This is a genomic window from Pigmentiphaga humi (assembly GCF_900606115.1).
Classification (GTDB): domain Bacteria; phylum Pseudomonadota; class Gammaproteobacteria; order Burkholderiales; family Burkholderiaceae_B; genus Pigmentiphaga; species Pigmentiphaga humi.
In genome coordinates this window covers 94,845-114,346 of record NZ_UWPJ01000017.1, presented here as the reverse complement: position 1 = coordinate 114,346, position 19,502 = coordinate 94,845, and the positions used below count along the sequence as shown (strand labels likewise).

The following is a 19,502-nucleotide window of genomic DNA, read 5'->3' as shown; positions in this document are numbered from 1 at the left end:
CTTCACCAGGCATACCGGGCGGTCAGCATGGCGGTGCGCGGCGGCCCGTACAGGCATGCGGTCGAAGCGTAGCAAGAGGTCAGATAGCGCTTGTCGAACACGTTGATGACGTTGAACGTGAATTTCCAGCGGGCCAGTTCGTAGCCCAGCATCAAGTCGTAGAGGGTTCTGCCGGGGACTTGCGCGGAATTGGCGGCGTCGAAAGAGCTGCCCACGTAGCGCGCGCCGCCGCCGATCACCAGTCCGCTCAAGGCCGTGTCGGCAAGCCGGTAATCCAGCCAGAGCGAAGCCATGCGCCGCGGCGTATCGGCCGGCCTGCGGCCGATCTCCACGGGGTTGTTGCTCTGCGTGACCTTGGCGTCGTTCAGGGTCAGGGCCGCGCGCAGGCGCAGATTGCGCGCGATCTCTCCGGCAGCCTCCAGCTCGATGCCCTTGGAGCGGATCTCGCCGGTCTGCACCAGGCCGCCGGGATGGTTCACCTGATCCGGATCGCGCGTGGAGACGTTGCGCTGGACGAGGTCGTAGACGGCCAGGGTAACCAGCGTGCGCGAGCCCTCGGGCTGGTACTTGATGCCCGCCTCGTACTGCCGGCCTTCGGTGGGCTTGAAGGGCGTCCCGTCGTAGTAGGTTCCGGTAAGGGGTTCGAAGGATTCGGCGTAGGAAACGTAGGGGGCGATGCCGCCGGGCGCCAGGTAGGTGAGGCCGAGGCGGCCGCTGAACGCGTGATCGTTCTTCTTGGCGACAGTGCCGGCGACATGGCTGGTGGTGGTGGACCTGGCCCAGTCCTGCCGGCCGCCGACCGTCACCACCCAGCGGTCCATGAACCGGCTCTGCTGCTGCGCGTACACGCCGACCTGCTGGGCGCGGACGTCATCGTGATTGCGCAGGGCCAGCGCGGGCGCCTGGCCGTTCAGGCCGCCGTAGACCGGATCGAACATATCGATCGGCGACACCGCGCCGCGATAATTCCAGGTCGAAAAATGGCTGCGGCCGTAGTCGACGCCCAGCAGCGTCGTATGCTCGCCTCCGAAGGCCTGCCATTTGCGCTGCAGATTGGTGTCGGCCACCCAGGTGGTCGATTCGTCGCTGCGCCGGACGGCCTGGCGGGAGACGGTGCGATTGTCGGCGGCCACGGCCACGGGGAACACATAGCCATAGCGCAGGGACGACTCGGAATAGCGCAGGCTCTGACGCAATTGCCAGCCGTTGTCGAAGGTGTGCTCGGCCAGGTAGCCGGCGGACTTGCTCGTGGTGTCCCAGTAGTTGAAGTCCGGTTCGCCCAGGTTGGCGTGCACGGACGGGCTGCCCAGCGGATTCGCGCGTATCGTGCCCGAGTAGGGCAGGCCGCCGTAGTAGGCCGACTTGCTGCGCTGGTAGTGGGTCAGCAGCGTGAAGCGGGTCTGCGCGGAGGGTTGCCAGGTCAGCGCCGGCGCGATGTACGCCCGGTCGTCCCGGTTGAAATCCACATAGCTGTCGCTTTCGCGCACCAGCCCCGTCAGGCGGTAGTAAAGCGTGCCGTCATCGTTCAAGGCGCCGGTATGGTCGGTCGCGAGCTGGCGCCTGTCGTAGGAACCCAGCTGCGCCTCGATCTCGTGCCGGGCTTCGGGCTGCGGCCGCTTCGACACCAGATTGACGACCCCGCTGGGGCCGGACTGGCCGAACACCACCGACGCCGGCCCTTTCAATATCTCGACCCGGTCCAGCCCGTACGCTTCGTTAGGCGCGTCGAGAATGTTGTAGTTCAGCCGCATCCCGTCGCGCAGCAAGCCGGCATTGCTGACGACGAAGCCGCGCAACGTGATCGCGTCGTAGGCATTGCCGTCGCCGTTCGAATAGGCGGCCGGCCCGACTCCCGCCGTGTAGCGCAATGCGGTGCCGACGTTGAGCGTGCCCTGGGCGTCCAGCGCGTCGCGCGTCACGACGGAAATGGACTGCGGCGTCTCGATGATCGGCGTATCGGTCTTGGTGCCCACCAGGCTGCGGCGCGCCACGTAGCCGTCCACCGGGCTCGTGGCAGTCTCCGCCTCGGCCTGGCCGACGACCGTGACCGGCGCCAGCATCGTCGTGTCTGCAGCGGCGCCGCGCGTGATCGTCACGATATTGCCGTCGATCTCGCCCACCAGGCCGCTGCCCGCGAGCAGGCGCTCGAGCGCCTGTTGCGCGGTGAACGTCCCCGCCACGGACGGGGCGGTGCGGCCCGCCACCAGTTCGGGCTGGACCATCAGCTCCAGCCGGGTCTGCCGCGCCAGTTGGTTGAGCGCCTGTCCCAGGGGCTGGCTGGCGATGTTGATGGATGCCGGGCCGGCGACATCCGCCGCATGGGCGGGAATGCCGACAGCCAACGCCAGCGCCAGGAGGGACGGCGCGGCGCGAAAACGGGGACACTGCATACGGGTAGCTCCGGGAAGGGTGAGTGCGATCCTTCTCGTGTAGACGCGCGAGGGCGCCCCACCCCAACCCCTTGGCCGGATTATTTTTGCGCGGCGACGATTTCGGTCGCGCCGTCGCCCCGGCGCAATTGCACAGGCAGCACGCGCGGCAGGATGCGGATGAAATTGTCCAGCCGATAGGGGTCGAACGTCCCGGTCACGCGCAGCGCGGCGACGCGCGGATCGCGCACGATCATCCCGGTGTCCGCATAGCGCTCGAACTCCGCCAGCACGGCGGCGAGCGGCGTGGCGTCGAACGCCACCCGGCCGTCGCGCCAGGGCGCGAAGCCGCCGTTGCCGACGTCGGCGACCGCACCCAGGCCGCCGCCGTCGCCGCTCACCTGCTGGCCGTCGGTCAGCTCCACGGCGGCGTCTCCGGATACGCCGCCCGACACGCGGACGCGCCCGTGGTCCACCGTCACGCGGACGGTGTCGGCACCGGGAAAGCCGGGCGTATGGCGGACCGAGAAGCGGGTGCCGAGCACAGCCACCCGCGTGCGGCCGGCCATGACGACAAATGGCCGCGAAGGATCGCGGCTGACGTCGAACACCGCCTGCCCCTGCTCCAGGCGGATCTCCCGGCGCCGCCGGTACAGGGCGACCTCGAGCCGGGTCGCCACGTCGAGCGTCACCTCGCTGCCATCGGGCAGGCGCAGCGCGGTCTGCTGGCCGCGCACAGTGGCATAGGCCTGGGTGAACAGCGGCCGGCCGTACCGCCGGTCCCAGGCCAGGTAGCCGCCCGCGGACAGCGCGGCCACGCCCAGCGCGAGACCGGACCGCAGCAGCCATCGCCGCGGCGGCACAGCGGCACGGCGATCGGCGGCGAGCTGGGCGCGCAGCCGCGCGACATCGGCCGCCGGCAGCGCGTCGAGGCCTCGCCAGTCGCGCTCCCAGCGCGCGAACGCCTGGCCATGCCTGGGGTCGGCGGCCAGCCAGGCGTCGAGGCGCTGCCGCTCCGCGCGGTCCAGGCCGTCGCGCGTGCGCACGAACCAGTCGAGGGCCGCTTCGTCGAGAGATAATGAGTGATGATCAGGCACGGGAGAACGAAGGATTCCGCATTCAGATAAAGACGCGTGGGAGACGGCTGCCCCTACCCCTCACTGCCGGTCATGGCCCGGCGGGGCGTCGAGGCGCTCACGGCAGCGCCTGCAGGCCAGCATGCCGGACTTGATGTGCCGTTCGACCATTTTGACCGAAATACCCATGGCCTGCGCGACTTCGGCCTGGGACAGGCCATCGAACTTGTGAAGAATGAACGCTTCCCGGCATCGCAAGGGCAAGGCGGCGATGGCGGCCACCATGGCCTCGACCGCCTGGGCGGAAGAGGCCGCGGCTTCGGGCTCGAGCGCGCGCGGCGCCATCGCTTCGTCCACCGCGTCCGGCGCATCGCCGGCATGCGCGGGCGCGCGGGTGCGGGAACGGCGGTGGCGATCGATGACCAGGTTGCGCGCGGTGCGGAAAAGCACCGCGCGCATGTCCCCTATCGACGTCCCGGAACGCTGCATCCCGATCACGCGCGCGTAGCTCTCCTGCGTCAGATCGGCCGCCGCGTCGCGGTCGTTCAGGGCACGGGCGAGGTAGTTGAGCAGCTCTCTGTAGTAATGGGCGACCATGGATCGTTTCGATTGGCAACGAGTCCGGGCTCGAGGCGAGATTCCCGTAAAAGAGAATCATTCCCATTCTAGCAAGAACGGCGGGATGAACTCGCGGGCGAACTTCAAGCGAGCACTTCCGCCCGGATCGCCTCGCGCACCCGCGTGGCCATCGCATGCCGATGATCGGCGTCTTCCTCCGCAGGCACGACGGACGGCAGATAGACCACCTGCACGGCGACGCCGGTCGTGCCCAGCACACGCCAGGCATTGCCCAGCAGGCTTTCGTCCCCCACATAGGCGGGCAGCGTGCTGCGTTTCCCGTGGTGCAGGTAGCGCAGCGCCACCGGCAGGACCGGCACGCCGGCGCGGCGGGCGGGCTCGAACAGGCCGGCGTGGAAAGGCAGCACGTCCAGGCCGTCGGACGTCGTGCCCTCGGGAAAGAGCCCGATCAACTGGCCGCGGCCGAAGCGTTCGCCCATGGCCTGGGCAACGTGGTGCACGGCGCGCCGGTTGCCGCGTTCGATGAATACCGTGCCCACGCCCGCGATCAGCCAGCCCAGCACGGGCCAGTCGCGCAGTTCGCGCTTGCCGACGAAGATGGTGCAGCGCACGCTGCTGAGCGCGTAGATGTCCAGCCACGATACGTGATTGGCGATCAGCAGGGCCGGGCCGTCGACCGGCGGGCGGCCGCTGACGTAGACCCGGACGCCGCACCAGCGCAGCAGCCAGCGGGACCACCAATTGTTGACCCGGTCGCGCCGCGCCACCTCGAGCCGCCGGAACACGGTGGCCAGCACGAGGAGCCCGAATATCACCCACAGGGCGACGAGCAGGAAACGCAGCGTGAACCGCAGCAAATGCGCAGCGAAATGCAAGCAGGCCACCATGTCAGCAAGCGCCGGGGTTCCGCAGGAAGCAGCGGATCCGGCTCCGCCGGTCCGCCAGCTTCGCCCCCAGGGGGGCGCGCGTGAGCGCGTAGGGGGGGATCATCTCAGGCAGCCGCCTCGTAGGCGACGTGGCCGGCCACGATGGTGGCGCGCACTTTGCCCGGCAGTTCCATGCCCAGGAAGGGCGTGTGCTTGCCCTGGCTCAGCAGGCTTTCCTGGCTGACCAGCCAATGCGCATCGAGGTCGACCAGGCACAGGTCGGCGAGCGAACCCACGCCCAGTTGGCCGCAAGAGGCCAGCACCTTGTTGCCCAGCACCTTTGCCGGCTCGATGGTTACGCGCGCCACCGCCTTGGCGACGGGCTGGCCGGTATCCTGCGCCCATTTGAGCGCCAGCGACAGCAGCAGCTCCAGGCCGGTGGCGCCGGGCTCGGCTTCGTCGAAGGGCAGCAGCTTGTAGTCGTCGTCCACCGGGGTATGGTCGGAGCAGATCGCGTCGATGGTGCCGTCGGCCAGTGCCGCGCGGATCGCGTCGCGGTCGCGCTGGCCGCGCAGCGGCGGCGTCAGGCGGCAGTGCGAATCGAAGTAGCCGATGTCCACGTCGGTCAGGTGCACGTAGTGCGCGCCGACGTCGCAGGTGACCGGCAGGCCTTCGGCGCGCGCGCGGCGCACCAGTTCCAGGCCGGCGGCGCTGGAGATGCGGCACAGATGCAGGCGCACGCCCGAGGCGCGCTGCAGTTCGAACAGCGTATGCAGGGCGATGGTCTCGGCCTGCTCGGGCACGCCGGACAGGCCCAGGCGCGAGGCCATCGCGCCGCTGGCCGCCACGCCTTCGCGGCCGAGCCAGGGGTCTTGCGGGCGCAGCCACAAGGTGTAGTCGAAGGTGCGCGCGTACTGCATCGCACGCAGCAGCACGCCGGTATCGGTAATGGGCATGTCGGCCTGCGCGAAAGCCACGCAGCCGGCTTCGGTCAATTCGGCCATCTCGGTGATGATCTCGCCCTTGAGCCCGACCGTCACCGCGCCCAGCGGATAGACGTGCGATTGGTTGAGCTGGCGCGCGCGATGCTTGAGCATCTCGACCAGGCCGGGTTCGTCCAGCACCGGATCGGTGTCGGGCGGCAGCACCAGGCTGGTCACGCCGCCGGCCAGCGCGGCCTGCAGTTCCGACTCGAGGGTGGCGCGGTGCTCGAAACCGGGTTCGCGCAGGCGCGCCGAGAGGTCGACCAGGCCAGGCAACACGGCCAGGCCCTGGGCGTCGATCACGCGGCTGGGCACGAAGCCGGCTGGCGCCTGGCCGATGCCGACCACGCGGCCGGCGGCGATGTATACGTCTTGAACGGCGTCGATGCCGTTGGCCGGGTCGATCAGGCGGCCGCCCTGGATATGGATTTTCATGGGGGTCAGGCTCCTGCGACGATGCTCATGACGGCCATGCGGACCGCGATGCCGAACGTAACCTGGTTCAGGATCACGGCCTGTTTGCCGTCGGCCACGGACGAATCGATTTCCACGCCGCGGTTCATCGGACCGGGGTGCATGACGATGGCGTCGGGCTTGGCCAGCGCGAGTTTCTCCTGCGTCAGGCCGTAATGCTTGAAATACTCCTGCGCCGAGGGCAGCAGCGCGCCGCGCATGCGCTCGTTCTGCAGGCGCAGCATGATGACCACGTCCACGTCCTTCAGGCCTTCGTTCATGTCGGTGAACACGCGCACGCCCATCTGCTCCAGGCCCGAGGGCAGCAGCGTCAGCGGGCCGATGGCGCGCACTTCGGGCACGCCCAGCGTGGTCAGCGCATGGATGTCGGAGCGCGCCACCCGCGAGTGCAGGATGTCGCCGACGATGGCCACCCGGAGCTTGGTGAAGTCCTTCTTGTAGTGACGGATGGTGTACATGTCCAGCAGGCCCTGGGTGGGGTGGGCATGGCGGCCGTCGCCGGCGTTGACCACGTGCACGTGCGGGGCGGCGTGCTGGGCGATCAGGTGCGGCGCGCCGCTGGAGGCGTGCCGCACCACGAACAGGTCGGCCTGCATGGCCGACAGGTTGTTGATGGTGTCCAGCAGCGACTCGCCCTTGCTGGCGGACGATGCGTTGATGTTGAGGTTGTAGACGTCGGCCGACAGCCGCTTGGCCGCGATCTCGAAGGTGGTGCGAGTGCGCGTGGAGTTCTCGAAGAACAGGTTGAACACGCTCTTGCCGCGCAGCAGCGGCACTTTCTTGATGTCGCGGTCGGCCAGCGGCACGAAGGATTCCGCGGTATCGAGGATGTGGGTCAGGATTGCGCGCGGCAGTCCCTCCACGGTCAACAGGTGGGTAAGCTCGCCGTTGCTGTTGAGCTGCGGATTGCGCATGGTGCGGCTCCTATGCCGGCAGGTTTTCGAAATCGAACTGGAAGCGGTCGCCGTTGCGCGACAGCACCAGGCTCTGGTCGGCCGGCAGGTCGACGGTGGCGGCGGCGATATCGGCCGCCACGGGCAGTTGCCGCCTGCCCCGGTCCACCAGCACGGCCAGCTTGATCGAGGCCGGCCGGCCGTAATCGAACAGCTCGTTCATCGCGCCGCGTATGGTGCGGCCGGTATAGAGCACGTCGTCGATCACGACCAGGTGCTTGTCGGCCACGTCGAACTCGATCGAGGTGGGCTTGACCTGGGAATGCAGGCCGATGCGCTCGTAGTCGTCGCGGTAGAAACTGATGTCGAGCATGCCGGGCGCATGGGGGAGGCCCAGGTCGCGCTGCAGGCGCTCGGCGATCCAGGCGCCGCCGGAATGAATGCCGACCAGGTGGGTGAGGTCCGCCGGCAGCGTGGCCAGCAGCTCGCGCACGGCGTCGCGCAGCCGTGTATAGAGCGCCTCGGCGTCCAGGAGTGAGAGGGTTGGATTCATGGCATTCCCGAATGAAAAAGGCCGTGCGGCCGCCTAGGACGGCGGCGGACCGGCGTCGAAATAGCTTTGCAGGATGATGGCCGCGGCCACCGCGTCCACGCGCAGGCCGCGCCCCGCGCGCCCCATCTGCGCCTGGGCCGCCAGGCTGGTGCCGCGCTCGTCCACCAGCTCCACCGGCAAGCCGTAGCGGCCATGGAGCTGATTGGCGAACTTGCGGCATTGCGCCGTCATGGGCTGCTCGCCCCCGTCGGCATCCAGCGCCAGCCCCACCACCAGCCGATCCGGCTGCCACTCCCGCAGCAACTGCTCCACCCGCGCAAACCGCGCCTCGCGCGTAGGATTGGCAAACACCTCCAGCGGCCGCGCATGCCCGGACAAGCTATTCCCCACGGCCACGCCAATGAACTGCGTACCGTAGTCGAAAGCCAGGAGGGTCTCTTGCGATGCCGGCGTCAAACAGCGGCTCCTCGGATCGCCAAGCGACCCGCAAGAACCTCAGCTACCCGGCAAGCAGCGGCTCCGGCCCCGCCAACCCCACCCACGAAGCACGTTGGGTTACCCCATGGGCACAGCGGATCTGGCTCCGCCAGTCCGCCAGTGCCGCCCCCCCGGGGGGGCGCGCGTAAGCGCGTAGGGGGGGGGCTCACCTCGGCCTCAAGCATGCCCGGCTTCGCCCGCGAGCATGATCGGGGCGATGCCCAGCAACCCCAGCGCGGCGTCGAAACGCTCGGCGGGCGGAACGTTGAAAATGATGTCGGGCGAGGCGGACACGCTCAGCCAGGCGTTGCCGGCGAGTTCCCCTTCCAGTTGGCCCGCTCCCCAGCCGGCATAGCCCAGGGTCACCAGCATCTTGCCCGGTCCCTGGCCTTCGGAGACGGCCTGCAGCACGTCGCGCGAGGTGGTCAGGGCGAGGCCGCCCACCTGGATGGACGAGGTGTACTCGCCCGCCGGGTCGTGCAGCACGAAGCCGCGGTCGGTCTGCACCGGCCCGCCGTAGAACACGGGCGCCTCGGCCCGGTCGGCATCGGCCAGGGAAAGCTCGATGCGTTCGAACAGCGTGGCCAGCGTCAGGTCGGTCGGCCGGTTGATGACCAGGCCCAGCGCGCCTTTCTCCGTGTGCTCGCACACATAGACGACGGCGCCGGCAAAATTCGGATCCGCCATGCTGGGCATGGCGATCAGGAACTGGTTGGTAAGATCGATGTGGGCGCGTTCGCTCATACCCGGATTGTAAACGCCGCCAGGCGGCCGGTGTGGGGGCCCGCCCGGCTGCGCGCAGCCGGGCGGAGGATCGGCGCAAGGCTCAGATTTAGATTTCCACCATTTCGAAGTCTTCCTTGCGGGCGCCGCATTCGGGACAGACCCAATTGGGCGGGACATCCTCCCATTTCGTGCCGGGAGCGATCCCCTCCTCGGGCAGGCCGGCGGCTTCGTCGTAAATCCAGCCGCAAATCAGACACATCCAGGTACGCATGATTTTTATCGTCGCTTGCTGCGCCCGCCCCGCGAACCGGGAACTACCGGGCATCCATTAGAATCTCGCATCTTACCGAATCACAATGGGCCGCGCGCTCTCCTGGCCGCGCGGCTCCGCTTTTCGAGACGTCTCGTTGACTGCCGCCCCCACGCCTCCCCTCGTTCTGAGCTTTGCCCCTTCCGATCCCAGCGCCGGCGGCGGCGTGCAGGCCGACCTGCTGACCTGTGCCAGCATGGGCTGCCACGCCCTGACGGTGCTGACCGGCTATACGGTGCAGGATTCCGCCGGCCTGGAGGACAACGACGCCATCGCCCCCGAATGGATAGACGACCAGGCCCGCAGCCTGCTCGAAGACATGCCTGTGCGCGCCTTCAAGGTGGGCGGGCTGTTCTCGGCCGAGGCGGTGGCCGCCGTGGCCGAGATCCTGGCCGACTACTCCGCCGTGCCGGTGGTGCTGCACCTGGGCGCCGACCCGCCCGGCTCCAACGATGCCGAAACCGAGGATTCGGCCGAGGAAATCATGGCCGCGGTCATCGAATTGCTGGTGCCGCAGGCCACCCTGGTGGTGGCCGACGGACTGCTGCTGGAGCAATTGGCGGCCGACGGCCTGCTCGACCTGGAAGACGACGACGATACCGGAGCCCGCTCGCTGCTGCGGCGCGGCACCGCCTGGGTGCTGGCGACCGGCCTGCACCAGCCGGGCGAAATCGTGGTCAATACGCTCTACCAGGGCGGCGAGACGGACGAGCCGTCCACCGAATACCGCTGGCCGCGCCTGCCCGGCAAGTTCCGCGGCGCGGGCGCGACGCTGTCGGCCGCGCTGGCGGCGCTGCTGGCCAGCGGCATGGAGGTGCGCGACGCCGCCCCCGAAGCCCAGGAATACACTTGGCAGGCGCTGGCTTCGGGGTTCCGCCCGGGCATGGGCCGGATGCTGCCCGACCGCTTTTTCTGGGCAAAGAGAGAGTAACCCCCCCTACGCGCTGACGCGCGCCCAGCATGGTGGGCCCCCAGCCGCTACGCGGCAGCCCCCCGAGGGGGCCTGGGCCCGCCTTGGGGCGGCCCGGCGCCGGGCCCAGGGGGGCGGTGCTGGCGGACCGGCGGAGCCGGATCCGCGGCACCCTGGGTTGAACCCAATGCGCTTCGTGGGCGAAGCTGAGAGAAGTGAGCGGCGGAACTGGAGGATTGGGATGGATAGGGAAGAGGGTGCGGTAGCCGGGCTGTATGGCATTACGCCGGAATGGGACGATACCGGGCGGTTGCTGGAGGCCGTGGAGGCGGCGGCGCGGGGGGGGATGCGCGTGCTGCAGCTGCGCCGCAAGGAGGCTGCGCCTGCGAAGCGGCTGGAGCAGGCGCGCGCGCTGCGCGAGGCGTGTGCGCGGCTGGGCCTCGTGCTGATCGTCAACGACGACTGGCGGCTGGCGCTGGACGTCGGCGCCGACGGCGTCCATCTCGGGCGCGACGACGGCGACATCGCCCACGCGCGCCAGGCGGGCGGCGCCGGGCTGCTGATCGGCGCCTCCTGCTATAACGAACCTGAACGGGCCCGCGCGGCGCTGGCGGCGGGCGCCGACCACGTCGCCTTCGGCGCGGTGTTCGACTCGCCCACCAAGCCGGCCGCGGTGCACGCGCCGCTGTCCTGCCTGGCCGAGGCCCGGCGGCTGCGCCTGCCCGGCACCGGCGTCCGGCCGCCGGTGGTGGCGATCGGCGGCATCACGCCGCAGAACGCGCCGCTGGCCGCCCAGGCCGGGGCCGACGCGCTGGCGGTGATCACCGCGCTGTTCGGCGCCGCCGACATCGAAGCCACGGCCCGCGCCTTCAGCCAGGCATGGGCCGGCGCTTCCCACGACAACGCAAATCGCAAGGCATGAGCATGATCCGCAACGTAGAACTCTTCGAACGCGCCTGCCGCACCATTCCCGGCGGCGTCAATTCGCCGGTGCGCGCCTTCCGCTCGGTGGGCGGCACGCCCCCCTTCATCGAACGCGCCAACGGCGCCTACGTCTGGGACGCCGACCAGAAGCAGTACATCGACTATGTGGGCTCGTGGGGCCCGGCCATCCTCGGCCACGCCCATCCCGAGGTGGTGAAGGCCGTACAGGAGGCCGCGGTCAACGGCCTGTCCTTCGGCGCGCCCACCGAGGCCGAGATCGAACTGGCCGAACTGCTGGTGCACCGCCTGCCGTCCATCGAACAGGTGCGGCTGGTCAGCTCCGGCACCGAAGCCACCATGAGCGCGATCCGCCTGGCGCGGGGCTACACCGGCCGCGCCAAGATCATCAAGTTCGAAGGCTGCTACCACGGCCACGCCGACAGTCTGCTGGTCAAGGCCGGCTCGGGCCTGCTGACCTTCGGCAACCCGACCTCGGCCGGCGTGCCGCCCGAATTCACCGCCCACACCCTGGTGCTGGACTACAACGACGTCGCCGGCGTCGAAGCCGCCTTCGAGAAATACGGCGACGAGATCGCCTGCGTGATCGTCGAGCCCGTAGCCGGCAACATGAACCTGGTGCAGCCCGTGCCCGGCTTCCTGCAGGCGCTGCGCGACCAATGCACGCGCTTCGGCGCCGTGCTGATCTTCGACGAAGTGATGACGGGCTTTCGCGTCGGCCCGCAAGGCGTGCAGGGCCGCACCGGCATCGTGCCCGACCTGACCACGCTGGCCAAGGTCATCGGCGGCGGCATGCCCATCGGCGCCTTCGGCGGGCGGCGCGACATCATGGCCCACATCGCGCCGCTGGGCGGCGTCTACCAGGCCGGCACGCTGTCCGGCAACCCGGTGGCCGTGGCCGCCGGCCTGACCACGCTGCGCCTGATCGGCCAGCCCGGCTTCTACGAACGGCTCGAAGCCCAGACCGGCAAGCTGGTCGCGGGCCTGCGCGCGGCCGCGGCCAGCGCCGGCGTAGCCTTCAGCGCCGACCACGTGGGCGGCATGTTCGGCCTCTACTTCCGCGACGCCGTCCCGGCCTCGCTGGCCGAAGTCTCGGCCGGCGACACCGCCGCCTTCAACAAATTCTTCCATGCCGCGCTGGCGCGCGGCGTGAACTTCGCGCCCTCGGCCTTCGAAGCGGGCTTCGTCTCCATCGCCCACGACGACGACATCATCGCCCGCACGGTGGCCGTGGCCGGCGAAGCCTTCGCCGAACTCAACCCCTGACCCGGCGGCGCGGACCGTTCCGCGCCACGCTCTTTCCGATCCGCGAGGACACCATGGCTGTCAATCTGCACATACCCGCTCCCGAGCAGGTCTTTCCGGTCAACGGCATCGATATCGGCGTCACCGAGGCCGGCATCCGCAAGGCCGGCCGGCGCGACCTGACCGTCTTCCGCCTGGCCGAAGGCACCCACGTGGCCGGCGTCTTCACGCGCAACCGCTTCCGCGCCGCGCCCGTGCAGGTCTGCGAAGAACACCTGGCGCAATCGCTGCCCATCCGCGCCATGGTGATCAACACCGGCAACGCCAATGCCGGCACCGGCGAACCCGGCCTGGCCGCCGCCCGCGCCACCTGCGCGGCCGCCGCCGGGCTGCTGCAACTCGACCCCAGGCAAGTCCTGCCCTTCTCGACCGGCGTCATCCTCGAACCGCTGCCGGTCGAACGCATCGAGGCCGGCCTGCCCGCCGCGGTCCAGGCGCTGGGCGCGGACAACTGGATCGAAGCCGCGCACGGCATCATGACCACCGACACCCTGCCCAAGATCGTCTCGTGCAAGGCGGTCATCGGCGGCCACGAAATCACCATCACCGGCGTCAGCAAAGGCGCCGGCATGATCCGGCCCAACATGGCCACCATGCTCGGCTTCATGGCCACCGACGCCACCATCGACCAGGGCCTGCTCAGGCGCATGGCCGGCCCGGTCGCCGACGTCTCGTTCAACCGCATCACCGTGGACGGCGACACCTCCACCAACGACTCGTTCATCATCGCCGCCACCGGCCGCGCCGCCCTGCGCATCGAATCCGAGTCCGATCCGCTCTACCCCGAACTGCTCGCCACCCTCAAGGCCGCCGCCACCCAGCTGGCGCAGCTGATCGTGCGCGACGCCGAAGGCGCCACCAAGTTCATCGCCATCACCGTCGAGAACGCCGGCACCCAGGAAGAAGCGCTCAAGGTGGCCTACTCCGTGGCCCACTCGCCGCTGGTCAAGACCGCCTTCTACGCCTCCGACCCCAACCTCGGCCGCATCCTCGCCGCCATCGGCTATGCCGGCATCGACGACCTCGACGTCGGCCGGGTAAACCTGTGGCTGGACGACGTGTGGGTCGCCAGGGACGGCGGCCGCAACCCCGACTACCAGGAAGAAGACGGCCAGCGCGTGATGAAGCAGCCCGAAATCGCGGTGCGGATCTCGCTGGGACGCGGGGACGTGCGCGAAACGGTCTACACCTGCGATTTCTCGCACGAGTACGTGAGCATCAACGCGGATTATCGGTCGTGATGAAGAGATGGATGGGGACGTCCCCATCCATTTCGAGAAAAACGTCTCACAAAACAATAAACTTCGATTGAATCGATAATTTCCAAAAAATAATTATAAAATTTCGATTCCGCTTAACGAATCTCGAGTGGACATGACGACGGCAGGTTACGCACAGCTCATTGACCGGCTAGCCCTGCCAGTTCGTCCCCTGGCCCGGACCGCCCATGTCAGCGGGTCGGTGAACCGGCGCATCGATTCCGTGGACCGCGTTCTTTTTCCACGCGGCGTCGCGCTGGAAGACAGCGTGATCGGTCACCTGGAGTTCGCCTTGCGGCACGAAGGCGTCAATCTGGAAGTGATCGACGCACTGTTTGCGACATGGCGGGAGCCGGGAATCCTTGCGAACCGCTTGCAACAGGCGCCCAACGGCGAGCCGATCCGTCGGGCCTGCCACTTGTGGGAATGGCTGACCGAAGCCTCTCTACCTATCGAGACCGTACCGAAAGCCGGCTACGTCGACCTCTATTCCCCGGGAGGCTACGTCACGGCAGAACATCCCATCAACGACCGCAAGTTCCGCGTGCGGAACAACGCATTGGGTACAGCCGACTTCTCGCCCATCGTCCGGCGCGAGGCCATGCCGGCAGGTCCATCCCTGCCCGAACTCTGTGAGCGCGCCCGAACGACGCTGGCCTCGGTCGCCGATCCGGCACTCTACGAACGCGCCCTGAGTTACCTCTATTTGTCGGAAACGCGCAGCAGCTTCGCCATCGAACACGAATCTCCAAGTTCGGACAAGCAAGAACGGTTCGTGCAATTGCTGCGGCGGGCCGGCGAGATGGCACAAGTGAGCGAGGAATGGCTCGTCAGTCTCCAGAACGCCGCGGTGCGCAACGTCTACAGCCAGGAGGCCTCCTATCGGACCAAGCAGAACTGGCTGGAAGACGCGACAGGCCGCATCACGTTCTTCCCCGTGCCGCAGGCGGATCTGGCCCGCTCGATGCGGGGCTGGGAGGACTTCACCAACGACAGCGGCCGCTGCACCGACGTGCTCGTCAAGGCGGCGATCTCGGCATTCGGCTTTGTCTACCTCCATCCCTTCCTGGACGGAAACGGACGGCTGCACCGATTCCTCATCCACCATGTGCTGACCCATTCGGGACTGCTGCCTGCCGGCACCGTGGTGCCGGTCTCGGCAGTCATCCAGCGACACATTCCGGAATATCTCGGCGTGCTGACTGGCTTTTCCCAGCCTGTCACGCGGCTCTGGAACTATGTCCGCGGCGATCCGGACCCCTATGTGACGGCTCATCCAGGCAGCGGCACCTATCGATTCTTCGACGCCAGCAACGAAGTCGCATTCCTTCACCGCATGATCCAGCTCGCCGTAGACGAAGAAATTCCCCGCGAACTGGCGTGGTTGAGCGGCTACGATCAGGCCTTCGAACGTCTGGATGCGGAACTGGATCTGCCCAGAAAAGATTTATCCGCGCTCATACGCATGGCCCAATCGCAACAAGGGCGCCTATCCCTGCATCGGCGCAAGCAATATGTTCACCTGCCTGCCGCAGTACTCGACCGGATCGAACAGGTTGTTTGCGAGGCCTTCGGAATCGCCCGCCCAAACCTCGCTGAGGATCAAGAAAAGTAACCCGTTTTCGATAATTCCACATTTTTTTGCCAAGAAATCATCGATTCTCGATCCCACTGAAGTTTTTTCGAAGTTTGGCGTACAAATTAGGGCGCCTGGCAACATCCCCCATCTCCGACGATAGGAACCCAGCTGTGTCGAACGCTCCCTTCAACCCAGTCGATCTGGCCTCCTTCCTGAAACGCGCCGAAGGCGTCCTCGCCCAGCTCGAGGCCTGGCTTCCGCCCGCTCCGCCTCCCATCGACTGGAACGCCCACGCTTTCCGCTGGCGCAAGCGCAGCACGCGCGGCTGGCTCGAGCCCGTCCGTCACATCGCCACCATCGATCTCGAAGACCTCCAGCACATCGACCGCCAGAAGGCCGTCATCGACCGCAACACCATCCAGTTCCTCGAAGGCAAGCCGGCCAACAACGTCCTCATGACCGGGGCGCGCGGCACCGGCAAAAGCTCGCTGGTCAAGGCCATGCTGGCCACCTACGGCAGCCGCGGCCTGCGCCTGATCGAGGTCGACAAATCCGATCTCGGCGACCTCCAGGAAATCGTCGAAACCGTCGCCGACCGGCCGGAACGCTTCATCGTTTTCTGCGACGACCTTTCGTTCGAAGAGGGCGAGCCCGGCTACAAGGCGCTCAAGTCCGTCCTCGACGGCTCCATCGCGGCGTCCACCAACAATGTGCTCATTTACGCGACTTCCAACCGCCGCCACCTGATGCCCGAGTACATGCACGAGAATCTCGACGCCAAGCACCAGAGCGACGGCGAGATCCATCCCGGCGAAACCATCGAGGAAAAGATCTCGCTGTCCGAACGCTTCGGCATCTGGCTCTCGTTCTATCCCTTCAAGCAGGACGACTACCTCGACATCGTCGCCCACTGGCTGCGCGACCTCGGCTGCAGCGAAGACTCCATCGCCCGTTCGCAGACCCAGGCCCTGCAATGGACCCTGGAACGGGGCTCGCGCTCGGGCCGCGTCGCCTGGCAATTCGCGAAGGATTGGGCCGGCCGGGAGGCCTCGCGCGCACGCGCCGAGGCGGATGCCCAGGCGCCCCGGCAAGGACCGCTGGCGGATTGGCGCGGCGGCGCCCTGGACGATATGGCCGGCATCGAATAGCTGGCCCGGACCGTGCCGGCCCTGCACGCCGGCAGCCGGACCGGAGACGTACCGGCAACCGATACAGAATGCGGCTTCAAGAGAGCCGCGCCCCCAGGCAAGGACCCCGCATGACCGCAGCTCCCACCAAGATCGTAGACGTAGCCGTAGGCGTCATGCTCCAGCCCGACGGGCGCCTCCTGCTGGGCCAGCGCCCCGCCGGCAAACCCTACGCCGGCTGGTGGGAGCTCCCCGGCGGCAAGCTCGAACCCGGCGAATCCGTTCTGCAGGCCCTGGCCCGCGAACTCCACGAAGAACTCGGCATCGCCGTGCTCGAATCCTCGCGCTGGATCACCCACGTCCACGCCTACAGCCACGCCACCGTCCGCCTCTACTTCTGCCGCGTCACCCGCTGGGAAGGGCAGCCGCGCGGGCTCGAATCCCAAGCCCTCCAGTGGGCGGGAATCCGCGCCGCCAACAGACCCGAGATCGAAGCGGCGGAACACGAGCTGGCCGGGCGCATCGCCGCGCTGGAGGCCCGCCTCGCCCGCGGCGAACAGCCGACCGACCTGGAGATCGCCCAGGCGCGCGCGCAGGCCGCCGAAGACGCGCTCGGACTCGCCCTGGAGCCCCGCATCGGCCCGCTCCTGCCCGCCACCCTGCCGCCCTTGCGCTGGCTGCATGTGCCCGACACCTACGTCATCTCCGACATAGGCGCGCCCACCGGGATCGAGCCCTTTCTGCGGCGCCTGGACGCGGCGCTGGCGCGCGGGGTAAAGCTGGTGCAGTTTCGTGAACCCGCCTGGCCCGGCGGCGCCGCCGACGGCGCGCTGCGCGAGGTGCTCGGCCAGGTCGTCGCACGGGCGCACGCCGCAGGCGCCAAAGTCCTGCTCAACAGCGTCCATCCGCAAACGTGGCGCGCCGATGCGGACGGCCTCCATCTGCGCGCGGCAGACCTCGGCGGCGCCCGTCCGGCCCTGCCCCGCGGGGCCCTGCTGGGCGCCTCGGCCCATACGGCGCGCGAACTCGAACAGGCCCGATCGCTCGACGCCGACTTCGCGGTGCTGGGACCGGTCCTGCCCACCGCCTCGCACCCCGGCCAACCCGGGCTGGGCTGGAGCGCCTTCGCCGCACTCGCGGACCAGGCCGGACTGCCGGTGCTCGCGCTCGGCGGGCAGTCCGAACGCACCCGGGCCCAGGCCATCACCCACGGCGCCCACGGCATCGCAGGGATACGCGGCTTCCACGAGTAAAGCCTCACGGGGCGCCCGCTGCGCAGGCGCTCCTCAGACGGGTTCGCCTGCCTCGTCCAGGTATCCGAAACGCCGCATCACCGCCCCGTGGTCCGCCAGAATGCGCGCGACCTGGCCCGGGTCCAGCCTGTCCCGCCAGCCGCCGCTGCGTCCCTCGCGGAAGAAACGTTCGGCGTGGGCGGGACGCTCGCGGAAACCCGACTCCGCTTCCTGCCCCGCCAGCACCTCGAACGAACTGAAGCGGACGGCCTTGGCCACCCGCCCGGCATCGGCCGGCATGCCGAGAAAACCGGCGACCCGGGTGAACGTCTCCAGCGGCTGCGCCAGCATGTCTTCATAGCGCACAGGCAGGCACGCCAGGCCGGGCGCGTCCACCCAGCTGAGCACGTGGCCGGACCAGCTCAGCATGCGCTGGAACACCTGCAGCCCGCCGCGGGCCGCCGCATGCCTGGCCAATGCCGCGTCCGGATCGGCCATGCGGGCGATGGTCGCGTCCCGCCCCAGGTTCCAATGCTGCGCTGCGGACGATACGACGTCGAGCGGGTTGCGCACGATATAGACGGCGCCGCGCGTCGACCCGGTTCCCACCAGCGGCCGTCCGTCCGGCCCGCGGGTATAGGCATCGTGGATCTTGCAGTAGCGGACGCCCGTCTCGCCATCGCACCAGTCGTAGACATCGGGGCGCAAGCGCTCGATTTCCTCCAGCGTCAGATCCGCCGTATCGAACCCCAGCACCGCATCCAAGGTGCTGCGGCGGCTGGCGATGTCGCCTACGCCTATGTCGTTGATGCTGACGGGCCGCTCGCCGTCCTGCTGCAGATTGGCCAGGAAAGCGCGCATCCAGGTATTGCCGGACTTCGGATAGGACGCCAGCCAGTAGATGCCGCTCATGCCTGGCTCTCCATGTCATCGAGCAGATACTCGGCGAGGACGTTTACGTCCATGCCTCGCGCCGGGCGCTCCACCGATGCGATGCCGACCCGCGCTCCCAGCCCGCCCGTGTGCAGCAGCGCCCGGTCCTCGCGCACGAAATACTCCATCAGGCCCGGCTGGTAGGCGAGCGCCTTCAGCATGCCGAAACGCTGCATGCCGCGCACTGCCTGGACCCGCAGCGCCGTGGCGCCTTCGATGCCGGCCAGCGCGTAGACCGAACGCACGGGCAAGGCCCGCTCTGCCAGGCTGGCGCCCAGCGGCAGACTGAACCGCTCCATGCCGGGCCGCACGGGCGAAAGCGCCGCGGTGTCGATTCCCAGCGCCCGGGCGGCATCGGCCCACAGCTTGAGCCGTGCCAGACCCGGCAGGACCCGCCCCTGGCCGTCCACCGCGACCACGTCGTCGGCCAGGACCTGGTGCCCGCGCAGCATGAGCGCCGCGGCGACCGTGGACTTGCCGCCCCCCGAGGCGCCGGCGCAGACCATGCATTGCTCGCCGACCCGCACGGCCGCGCCGCGCAGGACGGTCAGGCCGCGCTGGGCAAGCAGCGCGCTGATGACCGGCCCCAGCAGGAAGAGCCGGACGGCGGCGGCATCGGCGCCGGGCGACGGGTCGATCGACACCTGCGCGCCGCGCTCGACCAGGTAGCGGGCGATGCCGGGAACCTCCAGGCTGAACCAGTCGCCGCCGATCCGGGTGAACGGTCCAGTCCGCCGACCGCCTGGCGCGTCGGCCGCATCCACGCGCAGCACGACGTCGGGGGTTTCCGATGCGCGGCCGGTGCAAGGCAGGAGTTCCGGAAGCTCCAGGTCGCTCCGGATAAGAAGATCAAAGGCGGTGAATCGCAAAATGGAGCCGGAGGGAAAGTTATAGTAGAGACATTGGATT

Annotated in this window: 19 protein-coding genes; 7 read left to right on the top strand and 12 right to left on the bottom strand. The window is 68.6% G+C overall.

Annotated elements, in window-relative coordinates; translation table 11 throughout:
- Positions 1 to 2 precede the first annotated feature (2 nt).
- The 10 genes from PIGHUM_RS10745 to PIGHUM_RS10700 form a co-directional block, all read right to left on the bottom strand.
- Complete coding sequence (locus tag PIGHUM_RS10745; protein WP_124079584.1) at positions 3 to 2,390, bottom strand: TonB-dependent siderophore receptor; 2,388 nt, start codon at positions 2,388 to 2,390, stop codon at positions 3 to 5.
- An 80-nt stretch (positions 2,391 to 2,470) separates the two neighbouring features.
- On the bottom strand, positions 2,471 to 3,466 hold the full coding sequence (locus PIGHUM_RS10740; protein ID WP_222929248.1) for a FecR family protein: 996 nt from the start codon (positions 3,464 to 3,466) through the stop codon (positions 2,471 to 2,473).
- Between the two features lie 60 nt (positions 3,467 to 3,526).
- Positions 3,527 to 4,042, bottom strand: coding sequence for a sigma-70 family RNA polymerase sigma factor (locus PIGHUM_RS10735; RefSeq protein ID WP_124079582.1), 516 nt, complete (start codon positions 4,040 to 4,042; stop codon positions 3,527 to 3,529).
- 104 nt (positions 4,043 to 4,146) lie between these two features.
- Positions 4,147 to 4,911, bottom strand: coding sequence for a lysophospholipid acyltransferase family protein (locus PIGHUM_RS10730; protein ID WP_124079581.1), 765 nt, complete (start codon positions 4,909 to 4,911; stop codon positions 4,147 to 4,149).
- A 104-nt stretch (positions 4,912 to 5,015) separates the two neighbouring features.
- Positions 5,016 to 6,308 carry a dihydroorotase gene (locus PIGHUM_RS10725; RefSeq protein WP_124079580.1) on the bottom strand — a complete coding sequence of 431 codons (1,293 nt, stop codon included), beginning with the start codon at positions 6,306 to 6,308 and terminating at the stop codon, positions 5,016 to 5,018.
- Positions 6,309 to 6,313: 5 nt separating this feature from the next.
- Positions 6,314 to 7,261 (bottom strand): aspartate carbamoyltransferase catalytic subunit, encoded by a 948-nt coding sequence (locus PIGHUM_RS10720; RefSeq protein WP_124079579.1) that lies wholly within the window; start codon positions 7,259 to 7,261, stop codon positions 6,314 to 6,316.
- Positions 7,262 to 7,271: 10 nt separating this feature from the next.
- Complete coding sequence (gene pyrR / locus PIGHUM_RS10715; RefSeq protein ID WP_124079578.1) at positions 7,272 to 7,793, bottom strand: bifunctional pyr operon transcriptional regulator/uracil phosphoribosyltransferase PyrR; 522 nt, start codon at positions 7,791 to 7,793, stop codon at positions 7,272 to 7,274.
- 33 nt (positions 7,794 to 7,826) lie between these two features.
- The gene (ruvX, locus tag PIGHUM_RS10710) at positions 7,827 to 8,249 is read right to left on the bottom strand and encodes a Holliday junction resolvase RuvX (protein ID WP_124079577.1); all 423 of its coding nucleotides are present in this window, start codon (positions 8,247 to 8,249) and stop codon (positions 7,827 to 7,829) included.
- Positions 8,250 to 8,447: 198 nt separating this feature from the next.
- Entirely contained in the window at positions 8,448 to 9,014 is a 567-nt protein-coding gene (locus PIGHUM_RS10705) for a YqgE/AlgH family protein (protein ID WP_124079576.1), read from the bottom strand.
- Between the two features lie 88 nt (positions 9,015 to 9,102).
- Positions 9,103 to 9,267, bottom strand: coding sequence for a rubredoxin (locus PIGHUM_RS10700; RefSeq protein ID WP_124079575.1), 165 nt, complete (start codon positions 9,265 to 9,267; stop codon positions 9,103 to 9,105).
- 136 nt (positions 9,268 to 9,403) lie between these two features.
- On the opposite strand from PIGHUM_RS10700, the gene thiD reads away from it, so the two are divergent.
- From thiD to PIGHUM_RS10660, 7 genes are all read left to right on the top strand, one after another.
- Positions 9,404 to 10,237, top strand: a complete 834-nt coding sequence (thiD, locus tag PIGHUM_RS10695; protein ID WP_246013103.1) for a bifunctional hydroxymethylpyrimidine kinase/phosphomethylpyrimidine kinase — start codon at positions 9,404 to 9,406, stop codon at positions 10,235 to 10,237.
- Positions 10,238 to 10,457: 220 nt separating this feature from the next.
- A complete protein-coding gene (gene thiE, locus PIGHUM_RS10690; protein WP_124079573.1) occupies positions 10,458 to 11,138 on the top strand; it encodes a thiamine phosphate synthase in 681 nt (226 codons plus the stop codon).
- Between the two features lie 2 nt (positions 11,139 to 11,140).
- On the top strand, positions 11,141 to 12,424 hold the full coding sequence (gene hemL, locus PIGHUM_RS10685; protein ID WP_124079572.1) for a glutamate-1-semialdehyde 2,1-aminomutase: 1,284 nt from the start codon (positions 11,141 to 11,143) through the stop codon (positions 12,422 to 12,424).
- Positions 12,425 to 12,477: 53 nt separating this feature from the next.
- On the top strand, positions 12,478 to 13,704 hold the full coding sequence (gene argJ / locus PIGHUM_RS10680) for a bifunctional glutamate N-acetyltransferase/amino-acid acetyltransferase ArgJ (protein WP_124079571.1): 1,227 nt from the start codon (positions 12,478 to 12,480) through the stop codon (positions 13,702 to 13,704).
- 133 nt (positions 13,705 to 13,837) lie between these two features.
- Positions 13,838 to 15,337: a Fic family protein gene (locus tag PIGHUM_RS10675; protein WP_124079570.1), complete on the top strand. Its 1,500-nt coding sequence runs from the start codon at positions 13,838 to 13,840 to the stop codon at positions 15,335 to 15,337.
- 164 nt (positions 15,338 to 15,501) lie between these two features.
- Positions 15,502 to 16,449 carry an ATP-binding protein gene (locus tag PIGHUM_RS10670; RefSeq protein WP_124079744.1) on the top strand — a complete coding sequence of 316 codons (948 nt, stop codon included), beginning with the start codon at positions 15,502 to 15,504 and terminating at the stop codon, positions 16,447 to 16,449.
- Positions 16,450 to 16,559: 110 nt separating this feature from the next.
- The gene (locus tag PIGHUM_RS10660; protein ID WP_187697774.1) at positions 16,560 to 17,681 is read left to right on the top strand and encodes a thiamine phosphate synthase; all 1,122 of its coding nucleotides are present in this window, start codon (positions 16,560 to 16,562) and stop codon (positions 17,679 to 17,681) included.
- A 33-nt stretch (positions 17,682 to 17,714) separates the two neighbouring features.
- Here the strand turns inward: PIGHUM_RS10660 and PIGHUM_RS10655 are convergent, their stop codons facing one another.
- Both PIGHUM_RS10655 and PIGHUM_RS10650 read right to left on the bottom strand, forming a co-directional pair.
- Complete coding sequence (locus PIGHUM_RS10655; RefSeq protein ID WP_124079569.1) at positions 17,715 to 18,572, bottom strand: sulfotransferase domain-containing protein; 858 nt, start codon at positions 18,570 to 18,572, stop codon at positions 17,715 to 17,717.
- Complete coding sequence (locus PIGHUM_RS10650) at positions 18,569 to 19,462, bottom strand: phosphoenolpyruvate carboxykinase (ATP) (RefSeq protein ID WP_124079568.1); 894 nt, start codon at positions 19,460 to 19,462, stop codon at positions 18,569 to 18,571. The genes PIGHUM_RS10655 and PIGHUM_RS10650 overlap by 4 nt, the downstream gene beginning before the upstream one ends.
- Positions 19,463 to 19,502: the final 40 nt, after the last annotated feature.

What these genes read in the sequence shown, in the direction of transcription:
- PIGHUM_RS10730 (WP_124079581.1), bottom strand. Translation starts at nt 4,911, where the DNA reads ATGGTGGCCTGCTTGCATTTCGCTGCGCATTTGCTGCGGTTCACGCTG.
- pyrR (WP_124079578.1), bottom strand. Translation starts at nt 7,793, where the DNA reads ATGAATCCAACCCTCTCACTCCTGGACGCCGAGGCGCTCTATACACGG.
- PIGHUM_RS10705 (WP_124079576.1), bottom strand. Translation starts at nt 9,014, where the DNA reads ATGAGCGAACGCGCCCACATCGATCTTACCAACCAGTTCCTGATCGCC.
- PIGHUM_RS10725 (WP_124079580.1), bottom strand. Translation starts at nt 6,308, where the DNA reads ATGAAAATCCATATCCAGGGCGGCCGCCTGATCGACCCGGCCAACGGC.
- PIGHUM_RS10720 (WP_124079579.1), bottom strand. Translation starts at nt 7,261, where the DNA reads ATGCGCAATCCGCAGCTCAACAGCAACGGCGAGCTTACCCACCTGTTG.
- argJ (WP_124079571.1), top strand. Translation starts at nt 12,478, where the DNA reads ATGGCTGTCAATCTGCACATACCCGCTCCCGAGCAGGTCTTTCCGGTC.
- PIGHUM_RS10700 (WP_124079575.1), bottom strand. Translation starts at nt 9,267, where the DNA reads ATGCGTACCTGGATGTGTCTGATTTGCGGCTGGATTTACGACGAAGCC.
- thiE (WP_124079573.1), top strand. Translation starts at nt 10,458, where the DNA reads ATGGATAGGGAAGAGGGTGCGGTAGCCGGGCTGTATGGCATTACGCCG.
- PIGHUM_RS10660 (WP_187697774.1), top strand. Translation starts at nt 16,560, where the DNA reads ATGACCGCAGCTCCCACCAAGATCGTAGACGTAGCCGTAGGCGTCATG.
- PIGHUM_RS10735 (WP_124079582.1), bottom strand. Translation starts at nt 4,042, where the DNA reads ATGGTCGCCCATTACTACAGAGAGCTGCTCAACTACCTCGCCCGTGCC.
- PIGHUM_RS10655 (WP_124079569.1), bottom strand. Translation starts at nt 18,572, where the DNA reads ATGAGCGGCATCTACTGGCTGGCGTCCTATCCGAAGTCCGGCAATACC.
- PIGHUM_RS10675 (WP_124079570.1), top strand. Translation starts at nt 13,838, where the DNA reads ATGACGACGGCAGGTTACGCACAGCTCATTGACCGGCTAGCCCTGCCA.
- PIGHUM_RS10745 (WP_124079584.1), bottom strand. Translation starts at nt 2,390, where the DNA reads ATGCAGTGTCCCCGTTTTCGCGCCGCGCCGTCCCTCCTGGCGCTGGCG.
- hemL (WP_124079572.1), top strand. Translation starts at nt 11,141, where the DNA reads ATGATCCGCAACGTAGAACTCTTCGAACGCGCCTGCCGCACCATTCCC.